The organism is Brachyspira pilosicoli (genome assembly GCF_019402445.1).
GTDB lineage: Bacteria > Spirochaetota > Brachyspiria > Brachyspirales > Brachyspiraceae > Brachyspira > Brachyspira pilosicoli_B.
The window spans coordinates 1-18,467 of record NZ_SRZM01000137.1; the positions used below are offsets into that span (position 1 = coordinate 1).

Consider the following 18,467-nt stretch of genomic DNA (forward strand, 5'->3'; position numbering starts at 1 on the left):
TAAAGATATTGCTAAGCAAAAAGATAAAAAAAATAATAATTTTTAATTTTATTTTATAAAATTATATTATATAAACTTTGTTCTATATATTATAAATATACTTCGATAACTTATATAAAAGTCAATTATCTGAAAAATTCTGAAATATTAAAAACTATAAAATGTAATATTAATGCAGGTATACCAATTACAATTAGAAGTACAATCTTAAAAATATTAAATAAAGTACTAAATATTCCATTAAAAGTTAATTTTATATTATATATAAATGCTCCGGGATACGCTTTTTGCCCATTATTATTTTTTATATTTTTATCTGCATTATTTTCTATCAAAAGAGAGGCAACTTTTTTTTCCATATCAATATCTCTATAGTCATTATTTTTTTTATATAAAATTTTATGAAGTGCAGTATCTCCATCATTATTTTGTAAATTAATATTGACTGAGTTTTTTATGAGCATTTCAATAATATCATATTCTTCTGTTCCTATATTATCTCTAGAAAGTATATAATGAATTATACCATTTCCGTCATTATCTTGTATATTAATATTTGCTCCAAGATTTATAAGTGTTTCAATTTTATATTTACTATCTGGAACTCCTATAATTTCACTTGTACCGAATTTAGGTCTATGAAGTGAATTGTAGCACTTACTTACATCAAGTATAAGGCTTTTTCCCTCTTCATTTTTCTCGTTAATATCCATTCCATTATCTAATAAAACCTTTACGAAATTAGAGAAATTATTAGTGCTTAAATTAGGTATATAGTTATACCATGTTTCACTGTTCGTTATAGAATAAATTATATATTCTTTATTGTTTTCAATTATGTATTTAAACTCATCAATATTTTCTAATACTACTGATTTGTATAATGCTGATTCTTTATTTGTTGCCGCTAAATTCTTAAAATCTTCACTTACCTGACCATAAGCAATGTACGAACTAATTATAATAATCCATAATACTTTCATCATAAACCTCTTTTTTATCATGTATTATATTTTTTGATTATACATTGTAGCGGTATATTTTGTCAACTTAGATTTTATTTTAGATTTTATTGATTGTATTTAGTAGAAAATAAAATTTAAAACTATTTATTTTTTCTTATAATATTTTTTTACTAAATCAATCATTTTTTTATCCTGAATAGCCTCAGCATATTCTAAAACATTGTAGCTTTCTTTTATACTTCTGCCATAGTCATTATCAGGTTTCATTTTTATATTTAAATCCACTCCGTTTTTAAATAAATATTCAGCAACTTCATAATTATGTTGGTCTATAGCATGAAATATCGCAGTATAGTTTATATCATTAGGATAATAGTTTACATCAGCCCCATTTTCAACCAATGCCTTAACTATTTCTAAATTACCCGCACCTGCAGCAATCGCTATAGGAGGATAATAATCTAAAAATTTAGTATCCAAATCAGCCCCATTATCTTTTAAAAGCTTTACTACTTTTGGAATAGACGCCGCAAGTATAGTAGCAGGAGCAACTCCACTATTATTTGTAGCATTAACATCGGCACCATTTTCTATTAAAAGTTTTGAAGCTTCATAAGGATTTTGTCCTGTAACAGCCCAAAGTAATGGAGTGTCCCCATTATCATCAGCTTTTCCATTAACATCTATTCCATTATCTATTAAATATTGCATTATATTAAGATTTCCATTTTCAGAAGCATAAATAAGTGCAGATGCTCCCCAAGATGATTTTTCATTTATATCTGCATTGTTTTCTATTAATATATTAAACATTTCTTCATTACCCTTTTCGCATGCAATCATAATCATATTTTTTCCGTCTTTATTTTTTATATTTATATCAGAGTTATGTTCTATTAATAGTTTTGCTATTTCTATATTGCCAGTTCTCACAGCTTCCATTAAAGCATTAAATCCATCGCCTGCTCTTAAATTAACTAAAGCCCCATTATCAATCAAAGCTTTTGCTATATTGTAATGATTATATGATGAAGCTATCATTAAAGGAGTAGAATTAGCATAGTGTACAACATCACCTATATTAATTTCAGTTTTAGAGCTTGCATTTATACCGCCTTCATTTATTAATTCTATTATTTCAGCAACACCTGTTTTATTTTTATTTTTTTCTAATAAGCTTAATAATTCATCGCTAGGCTTTATTATTTCATTTGTAATAGCTAAACTATTTATTTTCTCATTATTACTCTTGGAATAAAGTAATGAAATTGCAATTATCAATATAAATAATATCTTCTTTTTCATAAAACAACCTTTTTTATTAATATTGAGCATATTATATAACAATACATCCTAATACTCAATAAAAAAACATCTTTAAGCTAATAAATCTCCTCTGTAATTTATACATAAATCTATAGAATTGCTTAATTTTATTCTATAAAAATTTATTCTTTTGTTTATTTCATATATATGAGCATCTTTATATTTTTTTATAATATTTTTTACTTTATTCGATATAGATTTTGGAAGTATGCTGTCTGTTATAGTATCATCACTACTTATATAATTCCAATTACCATTTTTATCAAAATCAATATAAGTTCCATTAGATAATTTTACTTCATATTCATCATTAATTTTATCTATATATATTATTTTTGTATTATGGAAGTAAAATTCTATTAATCTTCTAGCATTTTCAGGCAATTTACTAGGAGTTATTTTTATAGAAAGTTGTAATTTAGTATTCATAAATTAACCTCCGCACTGTTCTATTGTAAATTATCTTTACAATTATAATTATAGTCAAAGGTAAAGTTTTGTCAATATATTTTTACAAATATTTTACAATAAATTTACAATTAATATATTTTTATAGGTGATATATAACACATATCAAACATAATATATAGACTAATGTAAATTTTATGTAAAATATAGTATATTATCATTTACAATTAACATAAATCTATACAAATATACAAAAAATACTTGAAAAATATAACATTTTGCAATATAATTTTTGTTGTAAAAATTTTCAGTAAATATATTTTGCTGTTATAATCTTATTTTAATTCTTTATATAGTAATAAAATAAGCGGAATTTTACAAAATACACATAAAAATAATAATTTTTTTATTAATAAATAGTATCAAACTACGGAGTGTATATTATGGAATATAATTTTACCACCATTGAAAAGAAATGGCAGAAGTACTGGAAAGACAATCAATCTTTCAAAACAGTTTCTAAACCTACAGACAAAAAATATTATGTATTAGAGATGTTTCCATATCCATCTGGAAAAATGCATATGGGACACGTTTCAAACTACACTATAGCTGACTCTATAGCTAGATACTATAAACTGTTGGGCTATGATATTTTACACCCAATGGGCTGGGATGCTTTCGGTATGCCTGCAGAAAATGCCGCTATTGATAACAAAACCCACCCTGCTGAATGGACTTTAAAAAATATTGCTAATATGAAAGACCAATTAAACTTGCTTGGATATTCATATGATTGGGATAGAGAAGTTACTACTTGTTTGCCTGATTATTATAAATGGGGACAGTGGTTTATATTAAAAATGTATGAGAAAGGGCTTTTATATAGAAAAGGCGGAGATGTTAACTGGTGCGACCATTGTAATACAGTATTAGCAAATGAACAGGTTACTGCAGAAGGCACTTGCTGGAGATGTGATGGAGAAGTTACTAAAAAGAAACTTGAACAATGGTATATAAAAGTTACTGATTATGCTGAGCAATTAGACGCTGATTTAAAACTATTAGAAGGTTATTGGCCTGATAACGTTATAGCTATGCAAAAAAACTGGATAGGAAGAAGTGTTGGTGCTTATATTAATTTCAATTTAGATGACGGCAAAGACTTCCCTATATTTACAACTCGTCCAGACACTATTTACGGTGTTACTTATATGGCTATAGCTTGGAATTATGAAGGGCTTTTAGATATGTGTACCCCTGAACAAAAAAATGCTGTAGAGGAGTTCATTAAAAAGTCTGCTAAGATTGACCAAAAAACAGACTACGAAAAAGAAGGGGTATTTACAGGAAGATATGTAGTTAATCCATTTAATGGAGAGAAAGCTCCTTTGTATGCTGCTAATTTCGTTTTAGCTGAATATGGTAGCGGTGCTGTAATGGCTGTTCCTGCTCATGACCAAAGGGACTTTGAATTTGCTAAAAAATATAATATTCCTGTAAAAGTTGTTATACAAAATGCTGATAATTCTATAAAAGCAGAAACTATGACAGAAGCTTATGTAGAAGACGGAATAGTTGTTAATTCAGATATATTAAACGGACTTTCTTCAAGAGATGCTATAAAAAGAGCGATAGAGTATGCCACAGAAAAAGGTTTCGGAAGAGAGCAAGTACAATATAAACTTAGAGATTGGCTTATATCAAGACAAAGATATTGGGGTAACCCTCTTCCTTTTGTACATTGTGAGAAATGCGGTGTTGTACCTGTACCTGAAAGCGAACTTCCTATAACACTTCCTATGGATATAGAGTTTACAGTTGGAGAAAACCCTCTTAAGAAATCTGCATCATTTGTTAATACAACATGCCCAAAATGCGGTGCTCCTGCTAAAAGAGAAACTGACACTATGGATACATTTACATGCAGTTCTTGGTATTATGCTAGATATACAGATGCCCATAATAATAAAATGCCTTTTGACCCTGCAGCTGCTAATGCTTGGCTTGGCGTTGACCAATACATCGGCGGTATTGAGCATGCTTGTATGCACCTTTTGTATTCAAGATTCTGGTACAAGTTTATGAGAGATATAGGACTTATAAAAGGAGATGAGCCTTTCAATAGACTTCTTACTCAGGGTATGGTTTTGGCAAATAGTTATGAGGCTAAATCGTTGAAAAAGTTTTATAGTCAAGAGCAGATGAACAATAAAGAATACGAAAAAGACGGTATTAAAAAAGAAGACATTATAGTAAAAATGGAAAAGATGTCTAAATCAAAAGCTAACGGAGTTGATCCTGCTGAAATTATAGAGCTTTTCGGTGCTGATGCTGTTAGAATATTTGTTATGTTTGTTGCTCCTCCAGAAAAAGACAAAGAATGGTCTGATGAAGGTGTTAAAGGTTCTGCAAGATTCTTAAACAGAATTTGGAACTTATTCTTAAAATACAAAGATGAAGAAGCTTTCAAAAATGCTAAATCATTCGACTACAACAATCTTTCAAAAGACGGACAAAAATTATTTAGAAAATACAATAAAACTATTAAGAAAGTTACAATAGACATTAAAGACAGATTCCACTTCAACACTGCAATTGCTTCATTAATGGAGCTTTTGAACGATATGTCTACTATAAAATTAGCTAACAATGATGATTATGCTATGTTTAGAGAAGTGATTAGAGGATACTTAATTCTTCTTAACCCAATAGCTCCTCATATTACAGAAGAAATTTATCAGATATTAAACTTTGGTAAAATGATAATTGAAGAGAGATGGGTTGAACATAATGAAGAGTATTGCAAAGACGACACATTTGAATTAGTATTCCAAGTTAATGGCAAGATAAGAGACAGAATAGAAGCTGATGTTAATATAAGTGAAGATGATGCAAAAAATCAGGCATTATCTAGTGAAAAAGTAAAACAGTTTACAGAAGGAAAAAACATTGTTAAAGTAGTTTATGTTAAAGGCAAGCTTGTAAACATAGTTGTAAAATAATATACAATTATTTATAAAATATTAAAGGGTATGGATTTAAAAAATCTGTACTCTTTTTTATTTTAATTACATTCCCCACCCTTTATTTTTTATTGTATCATTTTAAAATTATAATTTTATTGTTTTTTATTGACGAACTAAAAAAGCACCCCACCCAAGATTTATTTAAATAAAAACACTACTCAACGCACGGTTGAATAACTATTATTTATAATAAAAATTCTATAATTAAAACATATTAATAATTTATTGCTACTTTATCGTGCGTTATTGAAATAATTAAATTTTATTGTATTGAATTATTTTTTTTATTTTATATAATGTAACTATGTATATATTTGAATTTAAAGAAATTGGTAAAGAGTCCATCTGGGGCGGCAACACATTAGTTAAATCTTATTCTAAACCTTTTGATAAAGATAAAAATATTGGCGAAAGCTGGGAAATATGTGATTTAAAAGATGATAAAAATATTATATTAAACGGTGAGTTTAAAGATAAAAACATATCATTTATAATAGAACATTTAGGAGAAAAACTTTTAGGAAGTAATTGCAAAAACAATAAAGATTTTCCTCTCTTAATAAAATTTATAGATGCAAAAGATAAATTATCAATACAAGTTCATCCGGACGAAGAATACGCTAATAAAAAACATAATAAACATGGCAAAAATGAAATGTGGTATATTATGGAAGCAGATGAAAATGCTAAACTTTTAGTGGGGTTAAAAAAAGGAATTGATAAAAATAAATTAAAAAAAGCTATAAAAAATAAAGAAAACATAGAAGATATGTTTAATTATTTTGACATAAAAAGAGGAGATGCTTTTTATATACCCAATGGCTGTATACATGCTATAATGGGTAACAGTTTAATAGCAGAAATACAAACTCCGAGTGATGTTACATATAGACTTTATGATTGGAATAGAGTAGATAAAAATGGTAATTCAAGAGAGCTTCATATAGAAGATTCTTTTAATGTCATTAAAGATATAGATGCATTTCAATTAAAATCAAAAAAAGAAAATTTACTGAAAAAAGATAATATAGAAATCAATAATATATTTTCGAATGAATACTTTACAACAGAAGAATATATCATTAAAGATAAATATACTTCTAAAACTAATAATAAAACATTTGAAATAATATTGGTAATGGAAGGAAATGGAACGATAGCAAGCGATGAAAATAGTATTGAATTAGAGGCTGGAAAAACTGTTCTTTTACCTGCATATCTTGGAGAGTATAGTATATATAGTGAAAAAGGAATAAAATTATTAAGGGTTACTATTTGAGGGAAATTTTCGTTTTATGAATATAATAGAATTAAAAGATGTATATAAAAGTTTTGGCAGTCAAAAGGTTTTAAATGGTGTTAATCTCATAGTTAATAGAGGCGAAACATTAGCGGTTATAGGTAACTCAGGATGCGGAAAAAGCGTTCTTATAAAGCACTTAATAGGTTTATTGCAGCCTGATTCTGGAAGCATTATAATAGACGGAAATGATATAAATCAGATATCAGATAATGAGCTTACAGAAGTTAGAAAAAAGTTTGCTATGGTTTTTCAGGGAGCTGCTTTATTTGACTCTTTAAATGTTTATGAGAATGTAAGTTTTGGGCTTAGAAGAATAAAAAAAGGTATCCCAGAAAGTAAGATAAAGGTAAAAGTAGCTGAAGTGTTAGATATGGTTGGCATGCCAAATATAGAAAAAAAAATGCCTTCAGAATTATCTGGAGGAATGAAAAAACGTGTTGGACTTGCTCGTGCTATTGCTATGGACCCTGAAATATTGTTATACGATGAGCCTACTACTGGATTAGACCCTGTTATGTCTAGAGTAATAGATGATTTAATAGTAAAAATGCAAAATATACTTAATGTTACAAGCATAGTTATTACGCATGATATGACTAGTGTATTTAGAATGGCAGACAGAGTTGTTATGCTTCACAAGGGGCAGATTATAGAAGGTGGGGACCCCGATCATTTAAAAGAAATAGAAAATCCGCATTTAAGATTCTTTTTTATGAGTAGTATAGCAAAAAAAGGTGAAGATATAGAAAGTATTAGACCAAAAGATTAATTTATAAGGAAGATTTATGAAAAACAAGGTAAAATTAGGAATATTTTTTATAGTTACTTTAGTACTACTAATTGGTGCTATAACTGTATTCGGTAAGTTTAAATTAAAAGGTAACGGTTATAGAATATATGTAGATTATGTATTTATTGGGGACTTGCTTGTAAATGGTAAAGTATCATATAGAGGCGGTGGTATTAATATTGGTTTTATAGAAGATATTAGTATTAATCCAGATGGAACTATAAGAGTAACTCTATTTATCACAGATAGAAAAGTTATATTACCAGAAGGCACGAGATTTACTATACAGACAGTAGGATTAGGTCTTGGTGAAAAGTATATTATGGCAACTCCTCCAACAATTACAACCTCTGGACTTAAATCTATAGAACCAGAAACTGTTGTACAAGGTGTAGAACCTTTTAGCTTGGAAAGCACATTAGGTTCTATAGGAGATATTGGTAAAGATTTAAACTTTGAACAGTTTTCTGGAATATTAACTAATTTGTCTAAAACGATTATGAGTATAACTGAAATTATAGGTACTAATGAAAAAACTATTACAGATGTAATTTCAAATTTTAATGAAAGTTTAATACATATTAATTCTATAACAAGAGATTTATCTAGCATAATTAATGATGTAGAAAATGGTAAAGGTACAGCTGGAATTATAATGAAAGATACAAATATGCAAACAAATGTGGCTGCTATTATTGATAATATGAGAATATTTAGTGAGAAATTAAAGGATAATCCTTCTGCATTATTATTTAGAGAGACTAGGACTAATAGATAATATAATTTTTTAAGGAGTATCTAATTATGCCTATATTTAAAAAATTAAATGATGAAAAAAAAGAAGAGATAAGGGCAAAAAAAGAAATAGAAGCAAAGATAAATAAAATATCAAAATCTAGCTTAAATAAATGTATAAAAGATGCTGAATATATTGCAATTAAAGCAGGAAAATATTCTCTTAAGTTTTTTTCTTCTCCAAAAATGATATCACATAAAGGAAAAACAGATTTATTCACAGAAATAGATGTAAAAAATGAAAAAACAATAAGAGAATATTTAACTAAAAAATATCCAAAATTTGGTTTTTATGGAGAAGAGTCTGGACAAACAGATAATGATAAAGATTTTAATTGGATAGTAGACCCCATAGATGGCACTACTAATTTTATACATGGTTATCCATTTTACTGTGTATCTATTGGTTTAGCATATAAAAATATTCCTATACTTGGTGTTGTTTATAACCCTATAACAGACACAGTATATAAAGCACATATTAAATCAAAAGCATATAAAAATAAAAAAGTAATTAGTGTAAGTAATAACAACAAATTAATAGATTCTCTAATTATTACAGGTTTTTATTATAATACTAGCACTGATGATGATTTTCTAAATAATAGAATGATAGATTTTGCTAATATGGTTAAAAGAAGTTTAGCAGTTAGAAGAGATGGTTCTGCTGCATTAGATATATGTATGGTAGCAGAAGGTATTGCTGATGGATTTTTTGAATATGGCTTATCACCTTGGGATATATGTGCGGGCAGTGTAATTTTGAAGCAGGCTGGTGGTTTAGTTACAAATATTAATATGAAAGAATATGATATTTTCTCCAAAAAACAATATATAGCAAGCAATAAAAAAATTCATAAAGAAATGATAAAAGTACTTGAATAAGTTTTCAATAGATATAAAATATATATCAATATTTTTTAATATTTTTGTTTGAAGGAAAAATTTATGATAGAAGGTAAAAAAGGAAAGGTAATTCAAGTAGTAGGCTCAACATTGGATGCCGAATTTGAAGAAGGACATCTTCCTGCTATATTAAATGCTCTTTATATAGATAAAGAAGTAGAAGGTATAAAAAGACATATAGTCTGCGAAGTTCAGCAACATTTAGGAAGCGGAAGAGTAAGGGCTATAGCTTTAGAATCTACTGATGGTATATCTAGAGGTGATGATATAATAGATACAGGCAATCATATAATGGTTCCTGTTGGTAATGAAACTATAGGAAGAATATTTAATGTATTAGGTCAAACAGTAGATAAAGGTGAGCCTATAAAAGCTAAAGAATATCGTTCAATACATGCTAATCCGCCTAAGTTTGATGCGTTAGAGCCAAAACTAGAAATATTTGAAACAGGTATTAAGGTAATAGACTTACTTGCCCCATATATTAAAGGCGGTAAAACAGGGCTTTTCGGAGGTGCTGGAGTTGGTAAGACTGTTCTTATAATGGAACTTATACATAATATTGCAAGCGAACATGGTGGATATTCTGTATTTGCAGGTGTTGGGGAAAGAACAAGAGAAGGTAACGATTTATGGTCAGAGATGAAAGAGTCTGGAGTTATTAATAAAACTTGTCTTGTTTATGGTCAGATGAATGAGCCTCCTGGAGCAAGACTTAGAGTAGCTTTAACTGCTCTTACTATGGCTGAATATTTCAGAGATTCTGCTAATTTGGATGTACTTTTATTTATAGATAATATATTTAGATTTACTCAGGCTGGAAGTGAGGTATCAGCATTACTTGGACGTATGCCTTCAGCAGTTGGTTATCAGCCTACCCTAGCTACAGAAATGGGTGCTTTGCAAGAGAGAATAACTTCTACTAAACATGGTTCTATTACTTCAATACAGGCAGTATATGTACCTGCAGATGACTTAACAGACCCTGCTCCTGCTACAGCATTTACTCACCTTGATGCCACAACTGTACTCTCTAGGGAGGTAAGTGAAAAAGGTATTTATCCTGCAGTAGACCCTCTAGCTTCAACAAGCAGAATATTAGACCCTATAGTATTAGGTAAAGAACATTATGAAGTAGCTAGAAAAGTTCAGCATATACTACAAAGATATAGAGATTTACAGGATATTATTGCTATATTGGGTGCTGATGAGCTTTCTGAAGATGATAAATTAATAGTATCACGTGCTAGGAAAATAGAACAATTCTTAAGTCAACCTTTCTTTGTAGCCGAACAATTTACAGGACTTCAAGGAAGATATGTTAAATTAGAAGACACTATTAGAAGTTTTAAAGGAATTTGTAATGGTGATTATGATGATTTACCAGATCAGGCATTTAGATTGGTTGGTTCTATAGAAGAAGCTATTGCTAAAGCTAAAACTATAAATGCTTAAATATTAATACACCCTTACCGATAATTATAACAATAATAATACTTTAGGTTGTTTATATGCTATTAAATAAAAAAGAAATTTCTAGAAAAAATAAATTAAAGTTCTATATACCAATACATTTCTTAATAGTTGCTGTTATATCAGTTGAATTATACTCTATACTATTAAGAACTATATATCAGTTGGGAAGTTCTTTAAGAGGATATATATATTTATTTATTGTATTAATAGCATTAGCAACTTCTATAAGTTTGTTCCTTGATTGTATAAAGGCAGAGAGAAAAAGTTCTGTTATGCTTGGAAGGCTATATGTTATAAAAACAGGGTTCGCTGTTGTACTAGTTGCTATAGTATCATATACTACTTACTTGATAGAAGGAAGTATAACATTATTTGAGATACTTAATATAAGGCTCATAATGGTAATATTCCTTATAACTTTCTCTATGGGGCTTGCTTCTATTTCTTTTAACTTCTTAGTTGGACCTTTATATAGAAAAACAGGCTCTAAAGAATATTATTTACCTATGGGTTATAGTTTGGTACCTATATTAATATCTGTAGTTATATTCATAATTACATTAGTTAATGGTATGCATTATAGGGCTGAGTCTTATCACTATTCTGCTTCTAATGCATCATTAAAAAGAGAGTATGCTAACGATTTTGTAAATGAGTTCTCAAGAAGAATAGATAAATATATTAATATTACTACTGCATTATCATACTACATAAATAATTACCCTAGAAATAATAATGACTTTAATGACAATATAAACATAATCAATGATTATATAAAAAAACAATATGTAAATGACCCTGATATAATATCATTTGCTATATATTTCTCAAGTCTAAATAATATGGGAATGAATATAGATGATACTACTGCAAGAAACTTATATGTAGATTTTGGATATAAAGATAATAGTATGACTAGAGTGTATACTAATTATACTCCTAACATACAAAGAAATAAACTTAATCTATTAACTAGTGAAACTAATTATTATATAAATATTATAAAATATAATGATACCTTTTATGTTTATAACCCTATTATTTATAATAATAACAATATAGGTTTTATTTTATTAGAGGTAAAAACTTCAGTATATGAAGATTTGTTAAATAATAACCTTTATAAAGATAATTTAAATATATTCATTACAGATAAAGAATATAATATTAATGCTTTTAATAATCCTAATGAGCTTCAAAATATGCAAAACATATTAGGAAACGTTACTAGCTCACTTCAAATTAGAGATGAACAAAATAATAGTAGTATAAATAGTGTTGTAAATGCAAAAATATTTTATAATGAAGCATTAAATTTATTATTTGTAAAATACCAATTATTTAATGATATATATGTAATAAATAGTTGGAGTTATCAGCCTGCATATCAAACAGATATTGCTTTTAGGGAAGTATTATCCATAGCAAATTTATTTATATATGTAGGACTGCTAATATTCTCAATATCTATAATATTATTGATATACAACTTAAGAAGAACATTAGTAGCTGCTAAAAACGTATCCGAATCACTCAGTGAAGGTTCAGGTGATTTGACAATCAGACTTCCTATAGTTAATAATAATGAAACAGGAGAATTGGTATATTCATTCAATAAGTTTTTAGATAAAATGCAAAACATCATTGTAACAATTAAAAACAATGCTTATACCATGACTGGAAACATACAAAACATGAGAGCTTCTATTAGTATGAGTATTAGTGATTTTAACACAATATATAAAGAGTTCGAAAGAGAATTTGAAAACTCCTCAAAAATATCAGAATCTTCTTCTAATGCTGCAAGAGTGAGTTTTATGCAAAGAACTAAGTTTAATTCTGTTAATGAAACTATACAATTATTATTAGATAATATTAATGACATAACAGAAAAAATAAAATCACAATCTGAAGCAATATCAAAAACAAGTACCTCAGTTCAGCAAATGATAGCAAACATTGTTACAGTGAGCCAAGGAGCAAATAAAGCCAACACTTATGCTAAAGTATTATATACAGAAGCACAAGATGGAAGTAATATAGGAGAATCTGTTACAGAATCTATTCAAAGTATTAAGGAATATTCAAAACAGATTACAAACATCACACAGGTTATTCATAACATAGCAGAACAAACTAACCTACTTGCAATGAACGCTGCTATTGAGGCTGCTCATGCTGGCGAACATGGTAGAGGTTTTACAGTTGTTGCTGATAAAATTAGAAAATTGGCTGAAGATACCGATGAAAACTCTAAGATAATTGATGACATTATTGAAGAAACAACACAGGCTATTGACCATACTGTATCTTTAGCATTTAAGAGTTCTGAATCTATGGAGAAGATTCTTGAGGGTTCTAATACTATTGCTGACTTAATTGCTAATATATCTAATGCTAATGATGAGCTTGATATTGGAAGAAGAGATATATTATCTAATATTTCAAACTTAAATAGCATTACTGAATATATTCAGGAATTATCTATAAAACAGATGCAGATGAGTTCTACTGTTGGACAAAATATAACAAGCGTTGATAAATTAGCTGAAGATGTAGTTAATGTTGTTAATGCTACTGAAAATGATATTAAAAGGCTTGTTAGCTCTATAGAAAATGTAAGTGAATTGTCTAATGCGAGCAGTGCTAGTATGGAAACTATGGATAAGAGAATTAAAGAGTTACAATATATATTCTTACAATTATATAAATCTGTTATTTCATTTAAGACAGAAAAAACTGAAGAAGATATTAAGAAAGAATCTAAGGCTTTGGATAAATTAAAATTAAAATTAGAACAGAGAGCTAAAAAACAGAAGATGAAAGAAGAGAAAAAGAGAATGAAAAATAAAGGTTAATATGAGTAAAATAAAATTTATATTAATTTTAACAATATTTATTTTTAATATTTCTTATACTCAAACAATATCTCATAAGTTCTTTTGGAATCTAAAAGTTGGAGAGAGAATTGAATCTGTAAAAACTGCCGATGTAGAATATTACGAAAACGGATTATTAAAAAAAACTTATAAAGAAAGAAACATTGTAGATTTAACAGTTATAGCAATAGCTCCTAAAGGCGGATATAGAGTTAGCGGTGTATTTAAAATTTTTAGGCTCTATGACGGAAACAGTGTTTTTCATTTGGAAGAAGAATATTCAAGCGATTTTATAATACATACAAACGGTAAATTTGAAGTGCCTTATAATTATTTTATGCCGAATGTAAGGCATATTCCTACTTTTCCAGATAAAGAAATATCTCTCACGCATTCTTGGAATAGTGAAGCTATGGAGATAGTAAAAGTTAACAATGCTCCTAATCTTGCTATGGCATTATCTGCTGATTATTTATTTGCAAACATTGAAACAAATGAAAATAATGACCCTCTCGCTGTTATACAATATCATATTATGACTGATAAAGATTTGCTTCAGGCAGGGCTTTCTAGAAATGGTTATCCTGAGAGAATATATGGTTTTAATTATGGAACTTTTTTATGGGATATGAATAAAAATATACCAGTATCACAAACTGAGAGATATCAAATATTATTTGGATATGGAAAAAACTTATCTTATCTTAGCTTGCAATACAAGATGAATATTATAAGCACTTATAAAATTTATAATACTATTACAGAAGAAGAAAATGAAATGAACAGAAAAAAATTAGAAGATAATCTTAATGATGATGTTGTAGTAGATACTGTTCCTGAAGGTTTAGTAATTAGACTTGGAGAGATTTTATTTGATACAGATTCTTATACACTCAAAGAAGATGCTAAAGACACTGTTGATAGTATTATAAATGCAATCAAAGAAACTTATCCAGACAGAGAAATTATAGTTGAAGGACACACTGACAATACAGGAGAAGCGAATTATAATCAAACACTATCAGAAAAAAGAGCAAAAACTGTAGCAGATTATATACTTCCAAAACTTGAGCATGATAAATTATCTTATAGAGGTTTCGGCGATAAAGAGCCTATAGCTTCAAATGATAATCCCGATGGAAGACAAAAAAATAGAAGAGTAGATATTATAATAAAATTAAGATAGGCCTGCAAAAAATCTCTCTTTTTTTACAAGCCCAAAAATGTATTTTTATATATTCTTCGTGTTGTCTAAATTATTATTATTATAAGAACTTCCATTCAAGACCTATATCCATTTGAATGGCAAACTTATATTGTATATGTTTTTCTACAAGCCAAGTACCTAACTTTACATTAGCAAAAGGAGTAAGACTAGGAACTTTTTCTATAGGCTTCTTATAACTATAAGCAGCAAAGAGTCCAACTCTAAATAAATCTTTACTTGAAATCATATGCTCTATTGTGCTATTGATAGCAAAAGACATACCCCACTCTCTCATACTATAGCCTAATTTAATATCATGATTAAAGTACCAATCTTCAGCCTTTACAACTATAGCCTCTCTAGGCAAGTATACAAAACTATCTTTATCAACTCCAAATGCTCTTATATAGCTTATATATGGTGTGTATATTAAAGCTATTAAACCAGGTCCTGCTGGTCCTCCCATTGTAAGTGTAGGAGCCATTTGAAAATATATTGTATTTCCGCCTACATACTGAGGTTTTTTAGTCATTGGATTAAGACCTGTAAAAGGCGGAAGTGCATGATTAAACTCTTTTGTGTTGCTATCTACCAAAGTAGGTTTTCCTGCTTCTGCTAAACCTGCCTCATACGTAAACTTAAATAAGAACTTTAATGCTATTAGAGGCTGAAACTCAACATAAGCTGATGTTCTTGAAAAGCTGCTGAACTCTTGTTCCATGCCAGCGATTAGGTAAGAATCAGCAAAGAAGAAATTGTTTCTTTCTCTAAATAAAGCTTTTTTATAAAACACTTGACCTTGATACAATGCCCCAAAGTGATTCCATCTTCCTAAAAAGTGATTGGAAAAATACCAGCCCTCATCAGAAGTATCTGTTAAATCTCTTTGAGGCTTTGCATTGTCTTGTGCTATTAACGGCAAACTTATAATTAAACTAAGCATAATGATTAATACTTTTTTCATAAAATCCTCCTTATCACCTATAAAAATATATTTTCTCATAATACTTAGTTTAACCTTCTTAACTCATTTTTATTTAATGGCGTATATTTAGAAACTTCATTAGCAGGTACTTTTTTCCAAGTAAGAGTTTTTCCAAAAAGACCCGCACCATCTATACTAGCTTTTAATTTTATCTCTTGTTTATTATTAGATAATTCTATTTTTGCATTATACACTTTTCCTTGCTCTGGATTGTATATTTTACCATTTTTCCATTCGCCATTTTTAAACTCTAAATCATACAAATATACTAATCCTTTTAATGGTAAGTTTTTTAATTCTTTCTTTGGATTATTAACATCATACACAACATCATTAGAATTAGTATAAGCAAATGAATAAGCATAATATTTATTGTTTTCTTTGAATATCTCTATAACGGCAATTCTGTTTTTTGCATCAGCATGACTATACCATAAACCAACTATATCATTAGAATTCTGTGCCAAAGCGATTATATTAAATAACATAGTAAAAGTTAATACTTTTATTATTTTCATTTTTTCTCCTTTTTTTATTTTTTTTATTATCTTGCTGGTATTATTTTAATACCAACAAGATATTTATTTGAGATTTATATTACTTAAAAAGATTAATTATCGCAGGAAGCCAATGATGTATTGTTCCAAGTGCTGTGCCGAATGCTGTACAAAGTAATAATCTTAAAGCCACATAAGCCTTTATAGGGAACAATATATTTCTTGCTGCCAAATATCCGCTTAATAAAGCACCTGTAAATCCGCCGCCAGGAAATCCCCAAGCACTAGCAAAATGAAGATTTTTAACTGTAGGTGATACTCTCACACTGCGGCTTTTTTTCAAATATCCATCTTGAGCAAAACCATAAGCTGTACCGTCTGGAGTTTTGATATATCTCTTTATTGTTTTTGGTGTTGCCACTTCATAATATTCAATATTTTCTCTAAATCCAGGGTAATGTTTCTCTGCTCTCTCTATCAATTTTTCTGCCAACTCTTTCTTTTTAGCTTTATATTCCTCATCGCTTAAATCTTTCCACTCATCTAAGAATGAAGGTCCTGTTAGTACAGCAAATGAACGCTCATCTCCTTCTTCCACAAGTCCGCTATCTACTACTGAATAGTCTACAAATACAAAGTTTCTGTCGGCTACTGGTATATCTTTTTGTCCTTTAGCATCCTCTTTAAATGTAGTGTTCAATGTTTTCTCTGTACTTATAAATGTAGAGTATGCATTATTAGGGTATAGCTCTGAGAACTTTTTCTTAAATATTATGTAAACTGTGTATAATGATACAGAGTTTTTAAGTTTGTTTATTCTCTTATCCTCATATCCTTTTGGAAGTAATTCATCATAAACCACTTTAGGAGCAGCATTTGCTATTATATAATCACCATAAACTGTTACTTCCTCTTTTGCTCTCTTATCAAAATAAGTTACTCCCTCAGCTATATTGCCTTTTACATTTATCTTTTTTACCTCAGAAGAAACTCTTACCTCTCCACCATTCTCTCTTATTATATCAGCTAAAGCATTTGATAAGTTCTGACTTCCGCCTTTAATAAAATAAGCAGAATTATAATAAGCTCCCTGAGCACAAGCATGATAATACCAGCTAAACTCATAAGGGTTATCATGATAATAAGTAATATTAATGTTTAATATTCTTTTTAATTTATCACTTTTTATCATAGAATCCAACACATTACCTAATTTCTTTTGCGTAAATAAATGATATAAGTTCATAGGGAATGTTGTTATAGGGTAAAAGAAGAAATCAAAAAACTTCAAATCATAAGGCACTCTTCTTATCATATACATCATTCTTGAAAGCCCAGCAAAATATTTTCTTATGCCTTGCTTTTCTTCTGGGAACTCTTTTTCTAAAGTATTTATAACATTCTCATAACCCTCTGGTATCACTAAATCAGTATTTTCTGTTTTTATTCTCCAAGTTTGAGGAAGCTTTACTAAATTAATTCTGTCATAAAGACCTAGTTTTTTGAATATTACATGCTTCATATCTCTGTTTTTCTTAGCCATATCCATCTCATGAAGCCCAACTTCAAACTTAACATTTTTTCTTTTATATACTGTAGCACAACCGCCTACTATATTATGACTCTCTAAAACTAATACTTTTTTTCCTTGTTTTGCTAAATAGGCACCTGATGTCAATCCTCCTAAACCAGAACCTATAATTACTATATCATATTTATTGTTATTTTCCATTTTTATCTCCTTATAAAAAGAATCTTTATAAGCGTTTTTAATCATTTTTGCTTATATACAAATAATAATATAAAATTATAAAAATACAAGCGTTTTTTTATGAAAATGCGTATATATAAAAGCTTTTTTAAGTTTTTTTTACAATTTTTGCAGTATTTGTATAAAACGT

At 28.5% G+C, this 18,467-nt stretch carries 14 protein-coding genes; 8 read left to right on the forward strand and 6 right to left on the reverse strand.

Features of this window, described 5'->3' with window-relative positions; genetic code table 11:
• Positions 1-125: 125 nt before the first annotated feature.
• The 3 genes from E6A48_RS05485 to E6A48_RS05495 all read right to left on the reverse strand — a co-directional run bounded on the left by E6A48_RS05485 (position 126) and on the right by E6A48_RS05495 (position 2,720).
• Positions 126-983, reverse strand: a complete 858-nt coding sequence (locus E6A48_RS05485; RefSeq protein ID WP_041747527.1) for an ankyrin repeat domain-containing protein — start codon at positions 981-983, stop codon at positions 126-128.
• 126 nt (positions 984-1,109) lie between these two features.
• Complete coding sequence (locus E6A48_RS05490; protein ID WP_219709066.1) at positions 1,110-2,270, reverse strand: ankyrin repeat domain-containing protein; 1,161 nt, start codon at positions 2,268-2,270, stop codon at positions 1,110-1,112.
• 72 nt (positions 2,271-2,342) lie between these two features.
• Complete coding sequence (locus E6A48_RS05495; RefSeq protein ID WP_219709067.1) at positions 2,343-2,720, reverse strand: PepSY-like domain-containing protein; 378 nt, start codon at positions 2,718-2,720, stop codon at positions 2,343-2,345.
• Positions 2,721-3,142: 422 nt separating this feature from the next.
• On the opposite strand from E6A48_RS05495, the gene leuS reads away from it, so the two are divergent.
• The 8 genes from leuS to E6A48_RS05535 all read left to right on the forward strand — a co-directional run bounded on the left by leuS (position 3,143) and on the right by E6A48_RS05535 (position 15,063).
• A complete protein-coding gene (leuS, locus tag E6A48_RS05500) occupies positions 3,143-5,704 on the forward strand; it encodes a leucine--tRNA ligase (RefSeq protein ID WP_219709068.1) in 2,562 nt (853 codons plus the stop codon).
• A gap of 328 nt (positions 5,705-6,032) precedes the next feature.
• Positions 6,033-7,007: a type I phosphomannose isomerase catalytic subunit gene (locus E6A48_RS05505; RefSeq protein ID WP_219709069.1), complete on the forward strand. Its 975-nt coding sequence runs from the start codon at positions 6,033-6,035 to the stop codon at positions 7,005-7,007.
• Between the two features lie 16 nt (positions 7,008-7,023).
• Positions 7,024-7,800, forward strand: coding sequence for an ABC transporter ATP-binding protein (locus E6A48_RS05510; protein WP_219709070.1), 777 nt, complete (start codon positions 7,024-7,026; stop codon positions 7,798-7,800).
• A 16-nt stretch (positions 7,801-7,816) separates the two neighbouring features.
• Positions 7,817-8,599, forward strand: a complete 783-nt coding sequence (locus E6A48_RS05515) for an MlaD family protein (protein WP_219709071.1) — start codon at positions 7,817-7,819, stop codon at positions 8,597-8,599.
• 26 nt (positions 8,600-8,625) lie between these two features.
• Positions 8,626-9,501 (forward strand): inositol monophosphatase family protein, encoded by an 876-nt coding sequence (locus tag E6A48_RS05520; protein ID WP_219709072.1) that lies wholly within the window; start codon positions 8,626-8,628, stop codon positions 9,499-9,501.
• A 63-nt stretch (positions 9,502-9,564) separates the two neighbouring features.
• Positions 9,565-10,977: a F0F1 ATP synthase subunit beta gene (gene atpD, locus E6A48_RS05525; protein ID WP_219709073.1), complete on the forward strand. Its 1,413-nt coding sequence runs from the start codon at positions 9,565-9,567 to the stop codon at positions 10,975-10,977.
• A 56-nt stretch (positions 10,978-11,033) separates the two neighbouring features.
• Positions 11,034-13,856, forward strand: a complete 2,823-nt coding sequence (locus E6A48_RS05530; RefSeq protein WP_219709074.1) for a methyl-accepting chemotaxis protein — start codon at positions 11,034-11,036, stop codon at positions 13,854-13,856.
• A gap of 1 nt (position 13,857) precedes the next feature.
• Complete coding sequence (locus tag E6A48_RS05535) at positions 13,858-15,063, forward strand: OmpA family protein (RefSeq protein WP_219709075.1); 1,206 nt, start codon at positions 13,858-13,860, stop codon at positions 15,061-15,063.
• A 79-nt stretch (positions 15,064-15,142) separates the two neighbouring features.
• On the opposite strand, the gene E6A48_RS05540 is transcribed toward E6A48_RS05535, so the two are convergent.
• The 3 genes from E6A48_RS05540 to E6A48_RS05550 all read right to left on the reverse strand — a co-directional run bounded on the left by E6A48_RS05540 (position 15,143) and on the right by E6A48_RS05550 (position 18,298).
• Positions 15,143-16,048, reverse strand: a complete 906-nt coding sequence (locus E6A48_RS05540; protein WP_219709076.1) for a hypothetical protein — start codon at positions 16,046-16,048, stop codon at positions 15,143-15,145.
• A gap of 44 nt (positions 16,049-16,092) precedes the next feature.
• Entirely contained in the window at positions 16,093-16,587 is a 495-nt protein-coding gene (locus E6A48_RS05545) for a DUF2147 domain-containing protein (RefSeq protein ID WP_219709077.1), read from the reverse strand.
• 79 nt (positions 16,588-16,666) lie between these two features.
• Positions 16,667-18,298, reverse strand: a complete 1,632-nt coding sequence (locus E6A48_RS05550; RefSeq protein WP_219709078.1) for a phytoene desaturase family protein — start codon at positions 18,296-18,298, stop codon at positions 16,667-16,669.
• Positions 18,299-18,467 lie beyond the last annotated feature (169 nt).